Annotated in this window: 20 protein-coding genes; 8 read left to right on the top strand and 12 right to left on the bottom strand. The window is 51.6% G+C overall.

Going from position 1 to position 19,752, the window contains the following annotated elements; genetic code table 11:
• Window positions 1–31 precede the first annotated feature (31 nt).
• The gene (locus tag Q7T66_RS14000; protein ID WP_304933939.1) at window positions 32–577 is read right to left on the bottom strand and encodes a 5-formyltetrahydrofolate cyclo-ligase; all 546 of its coding nucleotides are present in this window, start codon (window positions 575–577) and stop codon (window positions 32–34) included.
• Between the two features lie 115 nt (window positions 578–692).
• On the opposite strand from Q7T66_RS14000, the gene Q7T66_RS14005 reads away from it, so the two are divergent.
• From Q7T66_RS14005 to Q7T66_RS14015, 3 genes are all read left to right on the top strand, one after another.
• Window positions 693–2,642 (top strand): lytic transglycosylase domain-containing protein, encoded by a 1,950-nt coding sequence (locus Q7T66_RS14005; protein WP_304933996.1) that lies wholly within the window; start codon window positions 693–695, stop codon window positions 2,640–2,642.
• Between the two features lie 78 nt (window positions 2,643–2,720).
• Window positions 2,721–3,434: a glutathione S-transferase family protein gene (locus Q7T66_RS14010; RefSeq protein ID WP_304933940.1), complete on the top strand. Its 714-nt coding sequence runs from the start codon at window positions 2,721–2,723 to the stop codon at window positions 3,432–3,434.
• A gap of 26 nt (window positions 3,435–3,460) precedes the next feature.
• A complete protein-coding gene (locus Q7T66_RS14015) occupies window positions 3,461–4,705 on the top strand; it encodes a multifunctional CCA addition/repair protein (RefSeq protein WP_304933941.1) in 1,245 nt (414 codons plus the stop codon).
• 19 nt (window positions 4,706–4,724) lie between these two features.
• Here the strand turns inward: Q7T66_RS14015 and Q7T66_RS14020 are convergent, their stop codons facing one another.
• The 3 genes from Q7T66_RS14020 to Q7T66_RS14030 all read right to left on the bottom strand — a co-directional run bounded on the left by Q7T66_RS14020 (window position 4,725) and on the right by Q7T66_RS14030 (window position 7,369).
• The gene (locus tag Q7T66_RS14020; RefSeq protein WP_304933942.1) at window positions 4,725–5,858 is read right to left on the bottom strand and encodes an ABC transporter substrate-binding protein; all 1,134 of its coding nucleotides are present in this window, start codon (window positions 5,856–5,858) and stop codon (window positions 4,725–4,727) included.
• A gap of 259 nt (window positions 5,859–6,117) precedes the next feature.
• Complete coding sequence (locus tag Q7T66_RS14025) at window positions 6,118–6,402, bottom strand: EF-hand domain-containing protein (RefSeq protein WP_304933943.1); 285 nt, start codon at window positions 6,400–6,402, stop codon at window positions 6,118–6,120.
• A 334-nt stretch (window positions 6,403–6,736) separates the two neighbouring features.
• Complete coding sequence (locus Q7T66_RS14030) at window positions 6,737–7,369, bottom strand: phosphatidylcholine/phosphatidylserine synthase (protein WP_304933944.1); 633 nt, start codon at window positions 7,367–7,369, stop codon at window positions 6,737–6,739.
• Window positions 7,370–7,639: 270 nt separating this feature from the next.
• Between Q7T66_RS14030 and Q7T66_RS14035 the strand changes: the two genes are divergently transcribed.
• A complete protein-coding gene (locus Q7T66_RS14035; protein WP_304933945.1) occupies window positions 7,640–8,086 on the top strand; it encodes a hypothetical protein in 447 nt (148 codons plus the stop codon).
• A 146-nt stretch (window positions 8,087–8,232) separates the two neighbouring features.
• On the opposite strand, the gene queC is transcribed toward Q7T66_RS14035, so the two are convergent.
• From queC to Q7T66_RS14050, 3 genes are all read right to left on the bottom strand, one after another.
• Complete coding sequence (gene queC, locus Q7T66_RS14040; protein WP_304933946.1) at window positions 8,233–8,934, bottom strand: 7-cyano-7-deazaguanine synthase QueC; 702 nt, start codon at window positions 8,932–8,934, stop codon at window positions 8,233–8,235.
• 81 nt (window positions 8,935–9,015) lie between these two features.
• A complete protein-coding gene (locus Q7T66_RS14045; RefSeq protein ID WP_304933947.1) occupies window positions 9,016–9,786 on the bottom strand; it encodes a DUF3108 domain-containing protein in 771 nt (256 codons plus the stop codon).
• A gap of 36 nt (window positions 9,787–9,822) precedes the next feature.
• Window positions 9,823–10,911, bottom strand: coding sequence for a DUF3108 domain-containing protein (locus Q7T66_RS14050; RefSeq protein WP_304933948.1), 1,089 nt, complete (start codon window positions 10,909–10,911; stop codon window positions 9,823–9,825).
• Between the two features lie 93 nt (window positions 10,912–11,004).
• Here Q7T66_RS14050 and Q7T66_RS14055 point away from each other — a divergent pair, with 93 nt between their 5' ends.
• Together Q7T66_RS14055 and Q7T66_RS14060 are read left to right on the top strand one after the other, a co-directional pair.
• Window positions 11,005–12,273: a branched-chain amino acid ABC transporter substrate-binding protein gene (locus Q7T66_RS14055; protein ID WP_304933949.1), complete on the top strand. Its 1,269-nt coding sequence runs from the start codon at window positions 11,005–11,007 to the stop codon at window positions 12,271–12,273.
• Window positions 12,274–12,342: 69 nt separating this feature from the next.
• Complete coding sequence (locus tag Q7T66_RS14060) at window positions 12,343–13,029, top strand: PhaM family polyhydroxyalkanoate granule multifunctional regulatory protein (RefSeq protein ID WP_304933950.1); 687 nt, start codon at window positions 12,343–12,345, stop codon at window positions 13,027–13,029.
• A gap of 12 nt (window positions 13,030–13,041) precedes the next feature.
• On the opposite strand, the gene Q7T66_RS14065 is transcribed toward Q7T66_RS14060, so the two are convergent.
• Complete coding sequence (locus tag Q7T66_RS14065) at window positions 13,042–14,241, bottom strand: MFS transporter (RefSeq protein ID WP_304933951.1); 1,200 nt, start codon at window positions 14,239–14,241, stop codon at window positions 13,042–13,044.
• A gap of 367 nt (window positions 14,242–14,608) precedes the next feature.
• Between Q7T66_RS14065 and Q7T66_RS14070 the strand changes: the two genes are divergently transcribed.
• Window positions 14,609–15,403 (top strand): sulfite exporter TauE/SafE family protein, encoded by a 795-nt coding sequence (locus Q7T66_RS14070; RefSeq protein WP_304933952.1) that lies wholly within the window; start codon window positions 14,609–14,611, stop codon window positions 15,401–15,403.
• 84 nt (window positions 15,404–15,487) lie between these two features.
• Here Q7T66_RS14070 and Q7T66_RS14075 read toward each other — a convergent pair whose 3' ends face one another.
• Window positions 15,488–15,949, bottom strand: coding sequence for a ProQ/FINO family protein (locus tag Q7T66_RS14075; protein ID WP_304933953.1), 462 nt, complete (start codon window positions 15,947–15,949; stop codon window positions 15,488–15,490).
• Window positions 15,950–16,103: 154 nt separating this feature from the next.
• Here Q7T66_RS14075 and Q7T66_RS14080 point away from each other — a divergent pair, with 154 nt between their 5' ends.
• The gene (locus Q7T66_RS14080) at window positions 16,104–16,514 is read left to right on the top strand and encodes a hypothetical protein (RefSeq protein WP_304933954.1); all 411 of its coding nucleotides are present in this window, start codon (window positions 16,104–16,106) and stop codon (window positions 16,512–16,514) included.
• Between the two features lie 155 nt (window positions 16,515–16,669).
• Here Q7T66_RS14080 and Q7T66_RS14085 read toward each other — a convergent pair whose 3' ends face one another.
• From Q7T66_RS14085 to Q7T66_RS14095, 3 genes are all read right to left on the bottom strand, one after another.
• The gene (locus Q7T66_RS14085) at window positions 16,670–17,383 is read right to left on the bottom strand and encodes a TerC family protein (RefSeq protein WP_304933955.1); all 714 of its coding nucleotides are present in this window, start codon (window positions 17,381–17,383) and stop codon (window positions 16,670–16,672) included.
• A gap of 256 nt (window positions 17,384–17,639) precedes the next feature.
• Window positions 17,640–18,890: a HAMP domain-containing sensor histidine kinase gene (locus tag Q7T66_RS14090; RefSeq protein ID WP_304933956.1), complete on the bottom strand. Its 1,251-nt coding sequence runs from the start codon at window positions 18,888–18,890 to the stop codon at window positions 17,640–17,642.
• Complete coding sequence (locus Q7T66_RS14095; protein ID WP_112990773.1) at window positions 18,877–19,566, bottom strand: response regulator transcription factor; 690 nt, start codon at window positions 19,564–19,566, stop codon at window positions 18,877–18,879. The genes Q7T66_RS14090 and Q7T66_RS14095 overlap by 14 nt, the downstream gene beginning before the upstream one ends.
• Window positions 19,567–19,752: the final 186 nt, after the last annotated feature.

Below are 19,752 nucleotides of genomic sequence, written 5' to 3'. Positions count from 1 at the left end.
GCGTATGCGGCTTTTTTTATATCTGATTATTTTAAAACGTTGTCGATGGCGTCATCACCATATCCAGCGCAACGTCATATGGATCCGCTGCAAACGTGGTTTCCGCATTTGCGTAGGCGACGCCTATCGTCTGTGGTCGCGGTAGTGTGGCCAAGGTCCGATCATAAAAACCGCCGCCGTAACCCAGACGAAAGCGTTGCGGATTGAAGCCCACGCAAGGGATGAGCAAGGCTTGCGGCAACAGTTCCGTATGCAGCTCTGTCGGTACCGCCGCGCCATATCTATCCTTGATCACAGCATCGCCCGGCGTCCATGGATAGAACTTTAACGGTGCATTGTCACTCACAACTACGGGCAATGCGAGTTGCACGCCTAGTTCGGTGAGCATTGCATAAGCCGCATTCAGATCAGGTTCGCCGCGCATAGGCCAATACACGCCGAGGCTGTGCACCCGGTGTATAGACCACCATGCCATGATTTTTTCACCTAGTTGCTTATCCCAAAGCAGTTTTTGCTCGGCAGAGATTGCATTGCGCGCTGTGAGTAAAAGTTGTCGTAATTCGCTCTTGTTTTGCATGGGATAGGCTAAGGATTTGAAGGAATCGCGTGCTATTCTAGTTATCGTTGATGTGTATCGCGCTGCTAGCAGCTATGCACAGTATAAGCGGGTCAAAAAAAGGGTTATGAAATTGATGCTTTCGAATAAATTATTTTCTCGTATTGTGATGGTCGCGATGTCGGCGGCATGTCTTTTGCCGGCTGCGCATGCGCAAAAACGCTCAGCAGGTTTTGCCAGTGATGACGATGCTTTTCTGGCATTGCGCGATGCTTCTCGCCGTAATGATGCCGGTCGTGCTGCTGATATTGCAGCCAATCTGGGCAATTATCCGATTCCATCCTACGTTGATTATTATCAACTGAAAGCGCGTCTCAAGGATGCTTCACCAGCCGAGTTGCAAGCTTATTTGGCGCGCTATAACGGTAGCGCGATTGCTGATCGTTTGCGCAATGACTGGTTGCTTGATCTCGGCAGAAAGCGCGACTGGGTCACTTTCGATGAACAGTATCCGCAATTTCAGTTGAATGACGATACGCAAGTGAAATGCTATGCCTTGATGTCGAAAGCATTAAAGGGCATTAAAGTCGCCGATGAAGCGCGCGCCTTGCTGAACGTTCCCAAGGATTTTGGCGAAGGCTGTATCGCATTGATTACAACCTTGATGGAAACCAAACAGTTTGATGAAGATGATTTGTGGGCGCAGATCCGCCTCGCATCCGATACCGGTTCCACTGATTATGTGCGCCGCTTTGTACCATTGACCGGCATTGAAGACGGCTCACTGGTCGCCGCTATGGATAAACCTGCATCCATCGTTGCACGTGGCGTTGGATTCCGTCGTGTACGCCATGAAGTGTATGTCGTTGCTTTGGGGCGTATCGCCAGAAACAATCCGGCACAAGCTGCCGATGTATTGTCGAACAATACTTTGTTGTTGAGCAAAAAGCAGGAAGCATTTGCATGGGCGCAAATTGCTTATCAAGCATCGATGAAGCTGGCGCCGGAAGCAGTTCAATACTGGCGCAAGGCTGGCAACGCACCGCTATCGCTGGAAGCGCATCAATGGAAAATCCGCGCAGCCTTACGGGCCGGTGACTGGAAGTTGGTGCAATCTGGTATCGAAGCGATGCCTGCATCTTTGCGTGATGATGCAGCGTGGACTTATTGGCTGGCGCGTGCCTTGCGCGAGGATGGCAAGATCGAAGCGGCAAATGCGCGCTTTCAGTTGCTAGCACCACAAACCAATTTTTATGGTCAGTTGTCATTGGAAGAACTGGGTCAAAAAATCACGGTGCCACCACGCGCATTACCGGTTACAGATGAAGAGATCGCACCTATGGTGACCAATGCGGGCTTTCGTCGCGCACTTAAGTTCTTCGACCTGGATTTGCGTTTCGAAGGCTATCGCGAGTGGAACTGGGAACTGCGCAAGATGAATGATAGACAGCTCTTGGCCGCGGCAGAATTCGCGCGTCGCAGCGATGTGCTGGATCGTATGGTCAACACCTCAGACCGCACCAAGGCCGAGTTCGATTTCACGCAACGTTTCCCAACACCGTATCGCGACATCATGCGTGCCAATACGCAACGTCAAGGGATGGAAATGGCTTGGGTCTACGGCCTGATTCGGCAAGAGTCGCGTTTCATCATGAATGCGCGCTCGCATGTAGGCGCTTCGGGTTTGATGCAACTGATGCCAGCCACCGCAAAGTATGTCGCAAAAAAAATCGGCATGACAGATTTTGCACATACTCAAGTGAATGAAATCGAAACGAATATTTTGCTCGGTACTAGCTATCTGAATATGGTGCTGACCGATCTTGAGGGTTCGCAAACCATGGCAACAGCGGCCTATAACGCAGGTCCTGGACGTCCACGTTCATGGCGTTCGACTCTGCCGCGCCAAGTCGAGGGTGCAATTTTTGCCGAGTCGATTCCGTTTTCTGAAACGCGCGACTATGTGAAAAAAGTTTTATCGAATGCGACTTATTATGCGGCGATGTTCGAAGGCAAACCGCAGTCATTGAAAGCGCGCTTAGGTACTGTGGCACCGGCTTCTTTTGTGCCAACCGATTTGCCGTAAAAGCGAATTACCTGTTCCGGCATCTTGGATGCCGGAACATACATCATCCGATCACGAATATTTTTCTCGCCCACATTTATGCAAACCACAGAACTTGATCCTACGCTTTCGCAAACGCTTGGCAATGCCGAAAAGAGTGGCCTCAAGCTCGTGATCGCGAATAAAAATTATTCGTCGTGGTCCATGCGCCCATGGGTCGCGATGACTGCATTCAATATTCCATTCCAGGAAATTTCTCTGCTGCTGGATCGTTCTGATACGACAGCACAGATTGCACATTATTCATCCGCTGGTCGCGTACCAATTTTGCTGGCGGGTGAAACCACGATTTGGGATTCGCTGGCGATTTGCGAATATCTGGCGGAGCAATTTCCTGAAAAGAAAATGTGGCCAGAGGATGTCGCGGCGCGCGCGTTGGCACGTTCGATTTGTGCGGAAATGCATTCTGGTTTTACCGGTGTGCGTTCGGCGATGTGGATGAATATACGAGCCAAGTTTCCTGGCAAAGGTCGCACGATCGATGCGCAAGCCGATATCGGGCGCATCAGCGAGATCTGGGAAACCTGTCTTGCCTTGTCCGGCCCTAGCGAATTTTTGTTCGGCGAGTTCTCGATAGCTGACGCTTACTTTGCACCGGTAGTCATGCGCTTCCGTACTTATGAAGTCGTACTCGGCCCTGCACTCGACGCCTATGTTGAACGCGTTGCTGCGCATCCGGCCGTCGCGCAATGGATAAGCGGTGCGCTGGCAGAAACGGCGCATATTGAAAAATACGACGTCTATCCCGACTAATCCCATTCGAATCGCATAGCCCTGAAATGAAAACCTATATCGTTGGCGGCGCAGTGCGGGATGAGTTGCTTGGCGTCGCCGTCAAGGATCGCGATTACGTGGTGGTCGGCGCTACGCCGGAGCAGATGATCGCGCAAGGCTACACGCCAGTCGGCAAGGATTTCCCCGTATTTCTTCATCCTGTTACGCACGCAGAATATGCACTGGCGCGCACCGAACGCAAGACGGCACCTGGCTACAACGGCTTCGTATTTCATACCGATGCTGAGGTCACGCTGGAAGAAGATTTAATCCGTCGCGATCTGACCGTTAATGCGATGGCCAAAGATGCAGATGGCGTCATTGTTGATCCCTTCAACGGCAAGCAGGATCTTGCGCAACATATTTTCCGGCATGTATCGCCGGCGTTTGCAGAAGACCCTGTGCGCATACTTCGCGTGGCCCGTTTTGCGGCGCGCTTTCCACAGTTTTCGGTTGCAGCGGAAACCAATACCTTGATGCAGGAAATGGTTGCCGCCGGCGAGGTTGATGCCTTGGTGCCCGAGCGCGTATGGCAAGAACTGGCGCGCGGTTTGATGGAGCAACAGCCTTCGCGCATGTTTGCGGTATTGCGTGATTGCGGAGCTTTGAAGCGTATCTTGCCGGAGCTGGATATCTTGTGGGGCGTACCGCAACCAGCATTGCATCATCCTGAAATCGATACTGGCGTGCATGTGATGATGGTGGTCGATTACGCCGCACGACAAAATCTATCGTTGCCAATACGGTGTGCTGCGTTACTGCATGATCTGGGAAAGGGTGTGACTCCGCCGGAGCTGTGGCCCAAGCATCATGCCCACGAAATGCATAGCGCAAAGCTGGTCGATGCAGTTTGCCAGCGTTTGAAAATTCCGAATGATTGTCGCGATCTGGCGCTGATGACTGCGCGTGAACATGGCAATATCGGCCGAGCTTTAGAACTGCGCGCTGCGACCATCGTGACGCTGTTCGAACGTTGCGATGCTTTCCGCAAGCCGCAACGATTCATTGATATGTTGCAGGCATCTGAATGCGACCATCGTGGCCGCACAGGCTTTGAAGAAAAACCGTTTCCACAAAATGCTTATTTGCAAAAGGCATTAAGCGCTGCGCAAACGGTCAATGGCGGTGAGGTTGCCGCGCTGACGCAGCAGCGTTATCCGGATCAAGCCGGTCGTATTCCCGAAGCGATTCGTGAGGCGCGGGTGAAGGCAGTGGCTGCCGCGATCGATGAAATAAAGACCTCGATCTAATCGCGCAGCGAGCTCATTTTTAGCGGATGAAGCGACCGTCTTTGGTGATCATCGTCATCTCGACGAACTCGCTACCCGTGTGATCGGTAGCGGTGTAGCTGATCATCAAACCACCCAGATCAAATTTCTGCATCGATTCCATTGCACGTACGAAGCCGTCGCGTGTCAGATTTCGGCCAGCGCGTTTCAATCCTTCCACCAACACCTTGGCGGCCACGAAGCCTTCCATCGCTGCGTACGACATGGTGATGTTGCTGGCTTTGGCAAGCGCCATGAATTCTTTACCCAGCCCTGTTGTGGACGAATTTGGTGCCGGTGTAATTTGCGAGACGATCACGCCGGTACCGGCTGGCCCCAAATCCTGCACGAATGATTGTGAAGAGTTATTCGACAAGGTCATGATCTGCACCATGCTGCCTTTTGCGCGGATGGCCTTGATGAGTTCAACTGTGTGAGCGGATGAGCTAACGATGATCAAGGCATTTGGATTTGCCTTGACGATGGCATCTACGGTCGCTGCGAAATCTGGTTTGACACGCGGGAACGAGGTAATGACGGCGGGAATCAAGCTGCGATCATTCATTGCGCTGACAAAGCCTGCCAATCCGTCTTTACCAAACGAATCATCGACATGCAACAAGCCGATTTTGGTGGCTCCGATAGTAGTGAAATGTTCGACGCCTTTTTTCACTTCATCCTGATACTTTGCGCGCACGTTGAAAATCAAAGGATTTACCGGGAAATGAAAAATCGTCGCGCCGGTACTGGGCGCAATCAGTGGCACTCTGTTTGCGGCGAGTATAGGCAGCATCGCTTCTGTCAGTGGTGTGCCGCGATTCTGGAATAGAGCAAATACATGCTCCTTCTTCACCAGGGTTTCAGCATTGGTGGCCGCCAGTTTGGCGTCGAATTTGTCGTCAAGTGTGAGTAACTCGATCTTTCGACCATTAACGCCACCGCGACTATTCACGCTGGTGATGTAGGCGTTTGCGCCTTCATTCATTTCTTTAACCGGCGCTGCAATGGTGCCGGTCAGACCTATCGTTTGACCGATCAAAATTTTGGTATCGGTCACGCCATCTTCTGCATAAACCTGGCAGAAAAAACCTGCAGAAATCAGACCGACAATTAATACACGCAAAGAACCAAACATGTTGTCTCCCCTAGGTGGCCACATTTACGCAGTGATGCGTTTCTGGCTCGTTTTGTGATCGTGCCTAAGAATGCCATAGACGAGTTACAGCAACTGATTTTTCAATCAGTGATGCTGGGGTGCAGCATGTATTTTTGATAATCGGGGAGGCTTGCGTATAGAAGATTTTCGCGTAAGCGAGGGTAAAACCAGCGGCTTATGGAATAAGCGGCCTTGCCGCCAAACAAGCAGCAAGCAAAGACGTTAAAGCAGACCTGAATCAGGTCATCGGCACATGACGACGGGTGGAGAGCGCGTATAGGCGTAATTCCTGGCGGCTTACGAGGCCATCCTTGTTGGTGTCGATTCTTTCAAAATTTTCCACGACACGCACCAATTTCGCTGCTTTGGCTTGTGATTTAGTAATGCTTTTCTGCGCCGCTGCTGTATTACGGGCTGCTGTATTTTCGGCTGCGGCACGGCGCACGTCTGTTCCTGCAGCTGGTTGCGAAAATGCAACATTGCAGAATAAAACGGCGGCGATTGCGATTAATTTTGTATTCATGGTGGCTCCCCTTTGCAAGCACGAAGCGTGATTGCAAAGCGTATTGAAAAGTTATTCCGCCTGATACGCCAATTCATTTACGCCTTGTTACATTTCTACTTGATATTTCTTTTCTTCATAAGCAAGGAAGAAAGCCTTCGTTTGAAATGATGCGCTCCATGCGTAAGCTGAAGCGTCATGAATCTGATTCTGTGTGGTGCAGACTGAATACAGATTCACAGCGCAATCAAACGATGGAGATGCCTTATGGACTTGCTGGATACGATCACTGCAGCGTCAGCCGCTGCAGTAGTCATTGCGGCGCTGATCTATCGGTTGTAAATTTTAAAGCGCTCTAGAATTTCGGTATGTGCAGCGTTTTGCTGATCATCAAGCTGCCCGATAACACAAACAACAATGCGAAGGGATGAAACTCCCAAGGACCGAGCATGATGATGTTGCCGTAAATTTCGCTGCCAATACGACCTTGCGATGCCAACCACGCCAAAATACCTGTGATGACAACGCTGGTTGGAATCGGCGTTCCTTCAAAATAAGCGACTTTATCTGCGCCCTCGGACAATTCTTCCGCAGTGACGTTGTAGCGTGCAAGACGACTGACGCCGCAGCATACGAAATAGATCATCGCGACCCAATCCCAAACGCCCGTCAAGCCGGCTGCGAAACCCAAGGTTACTGGCGCGAGGCCGAATGAAATCACATCGGCAAGCGAATCCAGTTCGCGCCCCATCGCAGAATGCTGGCGACGCCAGCGCGCAATTTTTCCATCCAGTACATCGAAGATAAATGCTGCCGGCGCCATGGCTGCTGCCAAATAGAAATGCGTGAGCGACTGACTGTTCATGTACAGCATGGCGAAAAATACCGCAGCGACACCGCAAGCCGCATTGCCGAGCGTGAAGAAATCAGCGAGGTGAAAGCCACGCAACATGGAAAAATGCTTACGTGGCGGTTTAGGTGAATTCATCGCGTCTCTTTGAATAAAATATTGCCATCAGTGTGCCGAAAAGATGCGTGCGTGTGAAGTAGTCGGTAGGTCAGGTGGCAAGTATGTCATTGAATGAAATGATTGTGCATTGAAATAATTTCCATTAGAAATCTGAACACTAGCGTTTTGTTCTTTTGATTTGATCTGTTACTCATCATCACGCAATTTCGATTCAAGATAAGCCGGTTACCGCACATACAAGGGCGATGCTTGCACCTAGTCTGATGTTTTTCCTAGTGGGAGACTGACATGTTATTTTTTCAAAATAAAGCATGCAATGCGAGTAAATATGCATTGGCAATATCCATGTTTGTCGGCGGCATGGGCCTCGCTTCAACAGCGGCCATCGCAGCTGACGCGAGCGGCAATCCGCAGCAGGAGCGTGCGGCTTGCATGAATGGAAAGACCCAGCAGGATCGTGCTACTTGCCTGAGAGAAGTTGGCGCGGCGCGTGGTGAAGCCAAGCGCGGCAACCTGACTGACAGTCCAATTTCGTCGCAGAACGCGCAAGAGCGCTGCAATGTTTTGCCACCAGCCGATCGTGATGATTGCATACGTCGCATCCAGGGCGATGGCTCCGTATCGGGCAGTGTCGATGGTGGTGGTGTCCTGCGTGAAACGCGAACGATCGTGCCGGCACCTCAACCTGCTGGAACGGAATATCAGCCAGCGCCTGTAATGCGCCCTCAATACTAAAAATCGGTATTAAAAAGCCGCCTGGCGACATGCGTCGCCAGGCGGCTTTTTTTGATGTGGTGAAAATGATGGGAATTAATTTTGCAGTCAGGTAATTGGACGGCTACAAAAATTGGTAGCGTCAAATTTCTAAGCTTGCCGCCGAATTATTTCAGAGCAAATTCAGCATAGCCGCGCGCGCGCAGGGCGCACGCCGGACAAGTGCCGCAGCCATAGCCCCAATCATGCAATTCACCGCGCTCACCTAGATAACAGGTATGTGTTTCAGAGCGGATCAGATCGACCAAGTTGGTGCCGCCTAAATCCTGCGCCATCTTCCATGTCTTTGCCTTATCTATCCACATCAACGGCGTTTCCACCTGCAGATTAGTAGCCATGCCGAGATTCAGTGCGACCTGCAAGGCTTTCATCGTGTCGTCGCGGCAGTCTGGGTAGCCGGAGAAATCCGTTTCGCACATGCCACCCACCAAGACGTTCAAGCCGCGTCGGTAAGTGACGGTGGCTGCAACGGTCATGAACAGCAGATTGCGGCCAGGGACGAAGGTATTGGGCAAGCCGTTCTCCATCATCTTTATCTCGACATTGCTGGTCATTGCGGTATCGGATATTTTAGAAATCAGCGACAGATCGATCATGTGATCTTCGCCGAGTCGGCTATCCCATTCAGTAGAAAAGCCGCGCAACTTTTGCAAAACGGTGGGACGTACAGTCAACTCTATTGCATGGCGCTGTCCGTAGTCGAAACCTATGGTTTCCACTCTGCTGTAGCGTTCGAGTGCCCATGCCAAACAGGTGGTTGAGTCTTGGCCGCCGCTGAAAAGTACCAGTGCGCTATCTGCTGAATTCATGTTTCCCTTGCTGATCGAAAAGCGATAGCCGAATTATAGGCGCGTAAAGGTGGCGCGTAAGATGCGGCTATCTTTTGATGATCAGGATTGCGGTGTGATCTTGGAAATAGTTTGTTCGATAAAGTCGCCAGATGGCTCGGTAAAGCGGATCCGCACTGGGTACCATTCCTTGCTGGATGCAAACCAGATATCGATTTTCTGATCCTTGTCATCTTCCTTGATGACCTTGCTGACTTTGATGGTTTTCAAATCGCCAAATGGGGTTTTGATGGTTTCTGCTTTGCCCACTTTAAAGGTCCAGGCATCCGCATCTTTTTGTCCTGCCACTACTACAGGGATGCTGGCACCTGACTTGAATTTGGCTGGCATGCTGCGCGCAATGGTTGCGAGTTGCCACACCACGCTATTGCGATCTTGCTCGCCACCTTTGATCGGATAATTGGAGCCCGATGCGCTGAAGGTAATGCTGCGTGTTTCGCGATTAAACGTGGTGGTGGTCGCATCCTTGCGATAGCGTTTCTCCGTGGATGTCGCCGGCGCCAAACCGGATGCATCGATCGCACCTTCGCTTTTTGCTTCGAGGATTTTGCCGAGCAGCATGGCGCGGGTTTCAGTACTGATCGCGTATTTATCTTTGCTGTTGGTCCAGTGCAGCACCGCAGAACCATTCAGTGGCAAGCCTTTTTGGTTGGCATTGATGCTGTACTCAAGATCGGCGGATGGCGGCGGATTGAGCGCGGCCTTGGCTGTGGTTTGAGCAAAAGTGCCAACATGCGAGGCGCTTGCTGCGCAGAAAAACAGCGCGCTTAAAAGAGTGCGGGAAAGGAAAGATCTGGAAGCAAATTGGTTCATTGAATCACCAAATATCAAGTGGTTGAAAAGATCAGACTAGTGTATTGCGGAAACGTTCAGGCTGGTCAGCGTCATGTCGAGGTAATCGCCGTTAGTTTCGGTATAGCGTAAGCGTACCGGATACCAGTTTTGCTCGGGCGCCAGCCAGATATCCAGCTTTTGTTCGTGCGAACCAACGCGTGGCGCGCGCGCGATGTGCCAGGTGCGTGTGGTGACGCCGTCTATCGTAATGTCTTCCTGACCTATGATCAGAATTTGCCAGGTTTCTGCATTGCGAGTGCCGGCGACAAATAGATCGATGCTGCTGCCCGCAATAAATTTAGCGCTATCGCCGCGTCCTATGCCGGCCAGTTGCCAAACAATGCTGGCTCTATCCTGTTCGCCGCCGGTGCGCGGGTAGGACAAGGTGGAAGACGAAAAGCTGATTGTGTTGCGCTCACGATGGAAGTGCGTATTGGTTTCGGCCTTGCGAAAACGTTTTTCGCTATAGAGCTCGGGCGCGATACCTATGTCTTCAATCACGCCGGTACTTTGAAAGCGCAGTGCAGTAATGAACAGTACGCCAAAGTCGCCGTTCACTGTGTACTTGCTGCCGTCGGTATGCCAGCTGATGGTGCCACTGCCATACATGGGCGGGCTTTCTTTTGAAATTTTTTGTACGTCGTATTTCAAGTCGGCTGAAGGTGGTAAATCAATTTGGTAGCCGACGGCTTTTGTATCTGATGCTGGCTCTGGTTGCGCTTCATATTCTTGTGCCGCGAGTTGGTCTGCGAGCGAGATCTCGGCTTGCGCAGGCACGATCTCCTTAGCGGCTGTGGATTCGGAATTCGCGGGCTGCATTACAGCTGATTTCGCGACGCGCGGTGTTGTCTTGCGTGCTGCAAGCTTAGGCCTGGCAGCTTGTGTTGCAGCCTTGATCACCGGCTTTGCTGGCGGTGCTTCCAAGGTTGCTGCAATCACCATTGTGTTTTCAGGTGCTGATGGTTTGGGAAAAACAAGCGCACCACTGAACCAGCTAATGGTGATCAAATGCAAGACGACTGCCGCGACCAATACTGACAAACGGCGCAAGCGTGTCGATGCGCGTTTGTTTTGTGCTGAGGCTAAGGGGTGGTCCATCGTCATGTCAGCAGTGTAAACGCAAGACCATCAATTCGGTGCACAAGCGAGGACAAGGGGCGCCGCGTAAAATGCGTTCTTTGAAAGTGTTCCTTGATTATGCAAAGTAAAAGAATTCTGGCCGCAGCCCTGATGTGCTTCGCCGTCACTGCGGCGCGTGCTGCAGAACCTGTCCGTATCGGCATGATAGAAGGTATGTCCGGCCCATTTGCCAATGCAGGTGAGGCGGTTGCGCGTAATTTGCAGTTTGCGATAGCCGCCGTCAATGCGCGCGGCGGCGTCAAATTGCCGGATGGTCGGCACCCACTCGCGCTGGAGATTTTCGACAACAAGCAAGGTGTTGAAGAATCGCTGATCGAATTCAAACGGTTGACCGATAAACACATCGCCTTCGTCGCGCAAGGCAATAGCTCTGCGATTGCCAGCGCATTGGTCGAAGCGGTCGATAAACACAATCAGCGCACACCCGATAATCGTGTGCTGTTTCTCAACTATTCCGCAGTCGATCCGGCTTTGACGAATGATAAATGCAGCTACTGGCATTTTCGCTTCGATGCCAATGCCGACATGCGGATGCATGCGTTGACTGAGGTGATTAAAGGCGACCTGCGCGCCAAACGTATTTATCTGATTGGTCAGGATTACAGCTTTGGCCGCATGGTTGCGCAAACCGCGCGCAGTCAATTGGCCGTCAAGCGCCCGGATAGTGCAATCGTCGGTGATGAGTTACATCCAATAGGCAAGATCAAGGATTTCGCACCTTACATAGCCAAGATCAAAGCTAGTGGCGCGGATGCCGTAATCACCGGCAACTGGGGCAACGACCTGACCTTGTTGGTAAAAGCCGCGAAAGAATTTGGCTTGAACGCCAAGTTCTATACTTTTTACGGCAACAGTTTGGGCGCGCCAGCCGCGATCGGCGATGCCGGCGTGGATAAAGTACGGGCAGTCGCAGAGTGGCATCCGAATGCGGGTGCTGGCGTCGCACAATCACCTAGCGATCGCTTTTATCAAGGCTTTTTGCAGCGCTACACGCAGCCCAAGGACGATTACGTATTATTGCGCATGCATGTGATGATAGAGATGCTGGCTGCCGCGATTGAAAAAGCCGGTACGACAGAAGCGAATGCAGTGGCGAAAGCGCTGGAAGGCGCACGTTATCACAACGCATTTCATGATGCGACCATGCGTGCTGCCGATCATCAATTGATACAGCCTTTGTACGTATCGGTGATGCGAAAAAAATCGGCGGATGGTGCGCGCTTCGATAACGAAGGCAGCGGTTACGGCTTCAAGACAGAGCTGTATCTACCGGCCGCCAGTACGGCGTTACCGACTAGTTGTCGCATGCAAAGGCCAGCGCGCTAGTATGGATCTTTCTCTGCTAAGCTGAATTCGCAGCACAGGTTTTTCATCGTGTCTTTACGGAGGTGTCGCATGAGTCAATCCAACAATCCCAATATGCCTAACCTTCCAGGGTTCGATGCGATGGCCGATACCTTCGAGTTCGTTAAAAACATGTGGGGCGGCATGCAAACCCCTACAGGAATTCCAGGCATGGCCATGCCTACTTTATCGCTGGAAGAAATCAATAAACAGATAGCGGATTTGAAAGCGGTCGAGTCGTGGCTCAACGTCAACATGACTATGCTGCGCGGGACGATACAAGCGCTGGAAGTACAAAGTGCGACGATCGCTACGCTGAATGCAATGGGCGCGGCATTTGGTGCTGAGATGAAGCCGAATGTTTCACCAGGCAGCACATCCAATACTGCTCAGAACGCCGCGGGCAGTGCTCAGCCTGACTATGCACATACGCAAAAATCTACGCCTGCCGCTGACGCCAATCCCATGCACGCGAATGCCGCTGCAGATGCAACGACAGCATGGTGGTCTGCGTTACAGACGCAGTTTAATCAAGCGGTGAGTAGTGTGATGGCTGACGAAGCGTCTGCGAAACAGAAGGGTGCTTCAACCAAGCCAGTTCCTAAAGCCGCCACCACTGCGGCTCAAAAATCCGCAGCAAAGTCAGGAGCTGGTGCCGCTCAGAAAAAAACCAAAGTCGCGACCAAAACTGCAGCAAAAACAGCAGTTAAAAAACGCAAGCCTTCTGGCAAATCCTGAAGCTGCTTTCAACTAAGGTTTGTCGGCGACCTTGATAGCTGTTCCGGCTACACGTAGATGTTGCGCAATCCATATCGTGAGTACACCGCACGCGACGGCAATATAGCCGACCGTATCGTAATGGTCGATTTGTCCGCTGGGTGTACGCGTGATGATCAAGCCTGCCACCAGCGTCGCCAGTCCTGACGACAACATCTGTACCGACGACACCAGACTCATGAATGTGCCGCGCACTTGAGCTGCCGGCACGGCGCTCACCATCGCCATGCCCGGCACCATGCGGCCAGGCACGAGGATGAAGAACAGCGTTGAGTTAATCAGTACCAGCCACCATGCGACCGGGAATAAATGCGTGGTGATCAGCAAGGGAATAAACGATGCCAACGCCACCCAGCGGAACATTTTCAGCTTGCCGTGCTTGTCCGACATTCTGCCTATCAATTGCGAAGTGAAGAAGGTCGCAGCACCGCCGCATAGATAAATCACGGTGATGAACGATTCCGTCATGCCGACATTGCTGGTCAAATAAATCGGGATATACGGGATCACCGTAAAGCCCGCCATCATGATCAATGCGATGAACGCGAACGCAGTTAAATGGCTAGGTTCTTTGGCCACGGCAAACAACTGCTGGAAAACATTTCCAACTCGTTTGTTTTGTAAATGTGCAGTCAGATGTGGCAATAATTTATAGCCGATCAGCCAGAAAGTCGACGCCAGCAAGACGATGAAAAAGAACGGCGCGCGCCAACCGAGGTCAGTGAAGGTTGATGCTAATAACAAGCCGAGCGGCACGCCTGCGACTGTCGACATTGAGAAGGCCGTCATCACCGTGCCCATTGCTTTGCCGCGACGCTCAAATGGAATCACGTCAGCCACCATCGTTTGTACCAACGCACCTAAAATGCCGCCGAATGCACCAGCCAATGCGCGCGCAATCAGCAGCGCGGTGTAATTGGGGGCAAGGCCGCAGCACAAGGTCGCAATGATGAACAAGGCATACAGCGTCAGCATCAGCTTGCGTCTGTCAAAACGATCGATATAAGTAGCAGCCAGCAAGCTCGAAGCAGCAGCGGTCAACGTGTATGACGACAGCAACAAACCAAATTGATGGGTGTCAATCTGCAAGACTCGGATCAGCTGCGGGCCGAGCGGCATCATGATCATGAAATCGAGAATGTGCGTGAACTGTATGCCGGCAATCGTGAACAAAAAGAACCGTTCATTTTTGACTAAGGGGTTTGGTGGTGCTGCTTGCAAAGAGGGTCTGCCGGTTAAGATTTTAAGGACGTATCGGGCTTGATCGATTGCTGAAAATTTATTGTTGAAAATTCAGTATCTGCATTCGATCAAACGGGATTTTATGCGCACTAGTCTAGCCGGTTTGCAGCATGCTTGCTGGCCGATTAAGGTGACAATTAATCAGGAGAAATTTAATGGTGGCTATCGTATAGTGTCGCTTGTGCTGGAAGCGATTGCATCGGTCGGGCGAATATTCATGTAGGTACATCGAGGCAGAACATATGCAAAATATGATGAGTAGTTTGGTCAAAGCGGACACAGGTACAGAGGTGCTCTCATGATGTGGTTCGCCGCCTACGTACTCGCTGGTGCATTTGTCGGCGTGCTGGCCGGCCTGCTTGGCATTGGTGGTGGCATGACCTTGGTGCCTGTCATGGCTGCACTGTTCGCCGCGCAGCATTTTGCGCCGGATCATATCGTGCACATGGCACTAGCCACCTGTATGGCTTCGATTGCATTCACGTCCGGCTCCAGTGTGCGTGAGCATCTTAAATTTGATGGCGTTGATTTCAATATCGTGAAACGTATGACGCCGGGTTTGGTGCTCGGCAGTTTGCTGGCGACTTCTGTGTCAGCCTGGATTCCACAACGTCATTTGGCGCTGAGTTTTTCCGTGATTGTGTTCTTTGGTGCGACACAAATTCTGTTGAATAAAAAGCCGAAACCTTCTCGCACACTTCCTTCTGCATGGCCTTTGTTCTTCGTCGGTTTGGTGATCGGTATCATCGCCGGGCTGGTGTCTGCTGGCGGCGCATTCTTGACTATTCCATTCATGCTGTGGTGCGGTGTGCCTATGAAGAAAACCATAGGCACGGGCGCGATGATGGGCATTCCGCTGGCGGTGGTGGGGACTATAGGCTACATCATCTCTGGCTGGAACGTGCCGGATTTGCCATCTGATGCAGTGGGCTTTATTTCAACGATTGCGCTGGTCGGAATTGTCTGCGGCAGTGTGGTCACCGCCCCATTCGGCGCACGGTTGGCGCACCGCTTGCCGGTGCCAGTATTGAAACGCATTTTTGCCTGCCTGCTGTATGTGCTGGCCGCCAAAATGCTGTGGACTTATTGGTAGGGATTAAATGAAATTGGCCAGCGCGACGTGGGTCGAGCTGGCCAATAAAATCAGTCTGTGATCAAGATCGATCACAAACAATGATCAGTTTTTACGAGAGAATTTCTCTGCCAGTTGGCTGAGTTTATCAGCGCGCAGACGATCTGCTTCTTCGGCTTGTTTTTTGGCTGCTTCCGCTTTGCGTTGGGTTTCTTCAGCTTGACGTTGCGCCTTGCGTTGATCCGCATTCTTCTTGAAGCGTTCCTTCAAGGTAGTGGTCGCATGGCTGCGGTGCACGTCTGTGACTTCATCCGCTTGCGAACCATCAAGGTTAAAACGCACCGTGGCTTTTTCCATGCCCTTTAAATACCGCAGGGAATTGGTATGTATGCCCATTGCCGTACGCAAGGTTTTGCGGCTGACATCAGGGATTTGAGCAAACAATTGTTTGTCGATGCCGATGGCTAAAGGCTGAAATTCGCCGAAGACGGTGAATTTTTCCTGAAGCTCTTTAAGCAGAACACGGGCGGATTGAAACGGATTAGGCGTTGGTTCGGTAGTCGTCATGAAACAGTCGAGCAATGGTGAGCTTGGGTGCGCAGGATATCATGCTAGCGGCTGATTTCCTGCAGTTGTGTGTTTTTATCTGAGCGCAAGACGACGGAAGTTATCGCAACGTGTACAGTGTGCGCACGAATTATTCAGCAGACGACGAGATGCAATGATGTACGACGATGACGAAAAAACTTACGACGAGCCGATAGAGCGTCCCTGGATTGTTTTAAAAACCACTTATGACGTGGAAGCATGGATAGATCATCAAAATCGCGCGATCCAGCAATTAATCAATAGCAATAAAGCAAGCGGCTGGGGTATTTGCTTCGGTTTGAGTGAGGGCGGAGAAATTTTTTTGCATACGACGTCGGAAGGCGATGTGCTGCTAGACGTTACGCCTGAAGCCGAATGGGTCGCGCCATTGATCTCTGCCGCGACTGAAGTCGAGATACCTGCGGGGCAGATATGGGCCTTGCCCGGTGATAGATTGACGCAACTGGTGTTTGGCTTGAGCAGCCTGATTGCGACGACCCGCTTGGTGGGTGAACATAACTTCAATATAAAGAAACGGTATTAGATTTTTGGATGGAAATTTTCTCGAAACTCAGAATTTCTCGATCTGATCACATAGTCGAATGCATATGAAAAAAGGGCGAACCAGTATTATTAGTTCGCCCTTTTTGTTAGCTTTAAGACGACCGCCGTTGGGCGCTCGCCTTAAGCCGAATTACATTACGCTGCTGCCGCGTGACTGTGACGTTTGCTCAAGTAAGTACCAACAATCACGACGCCAATTGCCAATACCAGACCTGGAATGCTCAGGTGGCTATGGCCGAACAAGGCGACTTCGTGGTGTGGAATGTTCGCTGCGATCCATGGTGTGACGATAGGATCGGAGAACAACATTTCACCAGCCAGATAACCCAGCAGTGCAGCGCCCAAGGTGATGATGATAGGGAATTTTTCCATCAACTTCAGCACGATTGCGCTACCGAACACGATCAGCGGAACGCTGATTGCCAGGCCGATCACCAACAGAGTGACATTGCCATTTGCAGCTGCAGCAACGCCGAGCACGTTATCGAGACTCATGACCAGATCGGCAACCAGAATGGTTTTGATTGCGCCCCACAGGTTGGAGTGGCCTTCGATATTTTCTTCGCCGTCACCTTCGGCCAACAATTGCACGCCGATGTAGAACAACAGAACTGCACCGATCAATTTCAGGTACGGCAGAGTCAGCAATTGCAATGCGAAGATGGTCAAAACGATACGCAGGATAATCGCTGCTGCGCTACCCCAGATGACGGCCATTTTCTTTTGTTTCGGTGGCAGCGATTTCGCGGCCAGCGCGATCACAACGGCGTTATCGCCAGACAGCACGATGTTGATCAGGATGATGTTGCCGAGTGCGGCCCAGAATGCCGCGGTTCCTATAAATTCCATGTCTTCCTCAAGGTTTATTAAGTAAAAGTGGCGGTCGACGTACGACCATGTAGTTGTCGATTGTCAGGAAAATCCGAAAAATCTTTTTTTGCCACTACGTATTCGCGTGCGCGACATTTCGTTTTAAGCGGAATGCCTGCGGTTCAGGGTAAAACTACACAAAAACCGTGGGAGAAGTTGAATTGCCTAGGCAAGACTGCTTCAGTGCACAGGCGCAGATTAGCGCCGAGGAACTTAATTAGCCGTGAGAAAAGTGTTAGTTTTCCGTTAAAATTGCCTTAAAAACAATTCGGAAATTACTGCCATTTTTTGGATTATTTTCGACATGTAGTGTAGAGCCTAGGTATTCGCAGATGCGCACGACTAGCGCGAGACCCAGTCCGGTGCCGGCGGAACCTACAAGTGGTTTTGCGGAAGGATTATTTTGCAGGCGTGCTTGTATCGATTCTGGCAAGCCGGGACCGGTATCTTCGATGATGACCGAGTGGCCAATCATCTTGACGGTGACCGAGCCTTGTTCGGTGTATTGGCAGGCATTGCGGATCAAATTGCCAATGGCTGCCGTCAATAATTCTTCGCGTGCCGCCACTTGGAAATCTTCGCCCTCTATAAACGTCAGTGTGACGGGTTTGTTTGCGATGAAATGCTGGCATCGGGCGATTTCAGCATGAATGACATCTGCGATCGAGGTTTCCGGCCGATTGATTTGATCTGGTGCGCGCGCCAGCTGCAGCAGTACTTCAACGCACTCATTGGCTTCTTTTGCGGCGCGCAGGATGCGTTCAGCCGGTGCGTGCAATGCGGGTTGCTGGGCGGTCTGATCGAGTAGTAACTCGGCTGCGCCGGTAATAATCGTGAGTGGCGTGCGCAACTCGTGGCTGACGTCGCCGGTGAAGAAGCGTTCACGCGCGAGGAATTGTTTTAGCTCAGTGGTGTGGGCGGCAAATGCGCGCGCCAATATGCCGAGTTCATCCTTGCTATTAAGCAGCGGGAATTCTGATGGATGGCTATTGTCTTTGACGGCCGCGGCAAGCTCGATAATCGGATCGACAAAGCCGCGCGCGATAAAGCTGCCCAGAAACAGCGACAACGCGACGAAGCCGAGAAAGCCGGCCATGATCATCGCGTAAATAACGTGTTCGATATTTTTGTATTCGCTGGCGCGATCGACGACCACATAAGTGCCAGCATCGTCTTGGCCGACTAGCAGATGGACGACTTTTCCTTCGAAGCTTTCCTTGGCGACGCCGAGCGGCATGCCGCGCAACGGTTCGGGAATATCTTCGCCATGATAAAAACTGACATCGGATGGCATTTCGGTCGGCATGCCAACCGCGTGACGCGGCGAAGCCCAGGCAGCGATGCTGCGCAAATGTTCATCGACCAGTAAATCTTCAGTACCTTCAATGGCAACGGCGACTACCGCGCCAAAGAAAGTACAAATCGCGAGTGCGAAAAGAAGGTAGGCAACGACTATCCGTCGCCGTAATGAACTACGTCGTTTCATCCGAGCCTACCAAGCGGTAGCCTATGCCCTGAACGGTGCGCAACATCGCAAATGGATGTGCCTTATCCAAGGCCTGACGCAGAGCGTGGATATGCGTGCGTAGTGCATCGCTGTCTGGCGGATGATCGCCCCAGACTTCCAGTTCCAACGTTTCGCGCGAGACGACTTTAGGTGCTTCTTTCATCAGGCAGCCAAGGATCTTGAAACCTGTTTTGGTCAAGGTCACGGGCATGCCACCGCGTTTAACTTGATAAGTCGAGGTGTCGAATACCAGATCGCCTACGCTCAAGAAGTTGGTGCCCTGATTTTTGCCACGTGCACGACGTATCAATGCTTTCAGGCGGACTTCTACTTCCAGCAGCGAAAACGGTTTGACCAGATAGTCATCGGCGCCACTGTCGAAGCCTGCAACTTTGTCGTCCAGCGTGTCACGCGCGGTCAGCATTAATACCGGTGTGTCGTTTTGCAATTCGTCGCGCATCTTGCGGCACAGTGTCAGGCCATCAATGCCTGGAATCTTGATGTCGAGGATAACGGCATCGTATTCATGTTGCGCCGCCAGTGCGAATCCTGCATAGCCGTTGGCTGCGCAATCGAGCACGTAGCCACGCGGCTCCAGAAACGCATACAGATTCGCGACGATATCGGCGTTGTCTTCAATAATCAAAATACGCATGGTAGGGAGGCGGTGTTCGCCTGTCATCACTTTCAGTTTCGGTTTGGACCATGAATAATCGTCGGCGCTTGGTATCTGCCTGCAGATTTATGCATGGATCTGGTCAAGTCCGCCATTATGCCTGCGTGAGTCTTGGCTATCTTGGCTTTCGCAGTTTTTCGTCGTATTTTTGGCTCGGGCATTCAA

This window comes from Herminiimonas sp., assembly GCF_030655415.1.
This window is presented reverse-complemented; position numbering and strand designations above follow the sequence as displayed.

What these genes read in the sequence shown, in the direction of transcription:
- Q7T66_RS14000 (WP_304933939.1), bottom strand. Translation starts at nt 577, where the DNA reads ATGCAAAACAAGAGCGAATTACGACAACTTTTACTCACAGCGCGCAAT.
- Q7T66_RS14005 (WP_304933996.1), top strand. Translation starts at nt 693, where the DNA reads ATGCTTTCGAATAAATTATTTTCTCGTATTGTGATGGTCGCGATGTCG.
- Q7T66_RS14010 (WP_304933940.1), top strand. Translation starts at nt 2,721, where the DNA reads ATGCAAACCACAGAACTTGATCCTACGCTTTCGCAAACGCTTGGCAAT.
- Q7T66_RS14015 (WP_304933941.1), top strand. Translation starts at nt 3,461, where the DNA reads ATGAAAACCTATATCGTTGGCGGCGCAGTGCGGGATGAGTTGCTTGGC.
- Q7T66_RS14020 (WP_304933942.1), bottom strand. Translation starts at nt 5,858, where the DNA reads ATGTTTGGTTCTTTGCGTGTATTAATTGTCGGTCTGATTTCTGCAGGT.
- Q7T66_RS14025 (WP_304933943.1), bottom strand. Translation starts at nt 6,402, where the DNA reads ATGAATACAAAATTAATCGCAATCGCCGCCGTTTTATTCTGCAATGTT.
- Q7T66_RS14030 (WP_304933944.1), bottom strand. Translation starts at nt 7,369, where the DNA reads ATGAATTCACCTAAACCGCCACGTAAGCATTTTTCCATGTTGCGTGGC.
- Q7T66_RS14035 (WP_304933945.1), top strand. Translation starts at nt 7,640, where the DNA reads ATGTTATTTTTTCAAAATAAAGCATGCAATGCGAGTAAATATGCATTG.
- queC (WP_304933946.1), bottom strand. Translation starts at nt 8,934, where the DNA reads ATGAATTCAGCAGATAGCGCACTGGTACTTTTCAGCGGCGGCCAAGAC.
- Q7T66_RS14045 (WP_304933947.1), bottom strand. Translation starts at nt 9,786, where the DNA reads ATGAACCAATTTGCTTCCAGATCTTTCCTTTCCCGCACTCTTTTAAGC.
- Q7T66_RS14050 (WP_304933948.1), bottom strand. Translation starts at nt 10,911, where the DNA reads ATGACGATGGACCACCCCTTAGCCTCAGCACAAAACAAACGCGCATCG.
- Q7T66_RS14055 (WP_304933949.1), top strand. Translation starts at nt 11,005, where the DNA reads ATGCAAAGTAAAAGAATTCTGGCCGCAGCCCTGATGTGCTTCGCCGTC.
- Q7T66_RS14060 (WP_304933950.1), top strand. Translation starts at nt 12,343, where the DNA reads ATGAGTCAATCCAACAATCCCAATATGCCTAACCTTCCAGGGTTCGAT.
- Q7T66_RS14070 (WP_304933952.1), top strand. Translation starts at nt 14,609, where the DNA reads ATGATGTGGTTCGCCGCCTACGTACTCGCTGGTGCATTTGTCGGCGTG.
- Q7T66_RS14075 (WP_304933953.1), bottom strand. Translation starts at nt 15,949, where the DNA reads ATGACGACTACCGAACCAACGCCTAATCCGTTTCAATCCGCCCGTGTT.
- Q7T66_RS14080 (WP_304933954.1), top strand. Translation starts at nt 16,104, where the DNA reads ATGATGTACGACGATGACGAAAAAACTTACGACGAGCCGATAGAGCGT.
- Q7T66_RS14085 (WP_304933955.1), bottom strand. Translation starts at nt 17,383, where the DNA reads ATGGAATTTATAGGAACCGCGGCATTCTGGGCCGCACTCGGCAACATC.
- Q7T66_RS14090 (WP_304933956.1), bottom strand. Translation starts at nt 18,890, where the DNA reads ATGAAACGACGTAGTTCATTACGGCGACGGATAGTCGTTGCCTACCTT.
- Q7T66_RS14095 (WP_112990773.1), bottom strand. Translation starts at nt 19,566, where the DNA reads ATGCGTATTTTGATTATTGAAGACAACGCCGATATCGTCGCGAATCTG.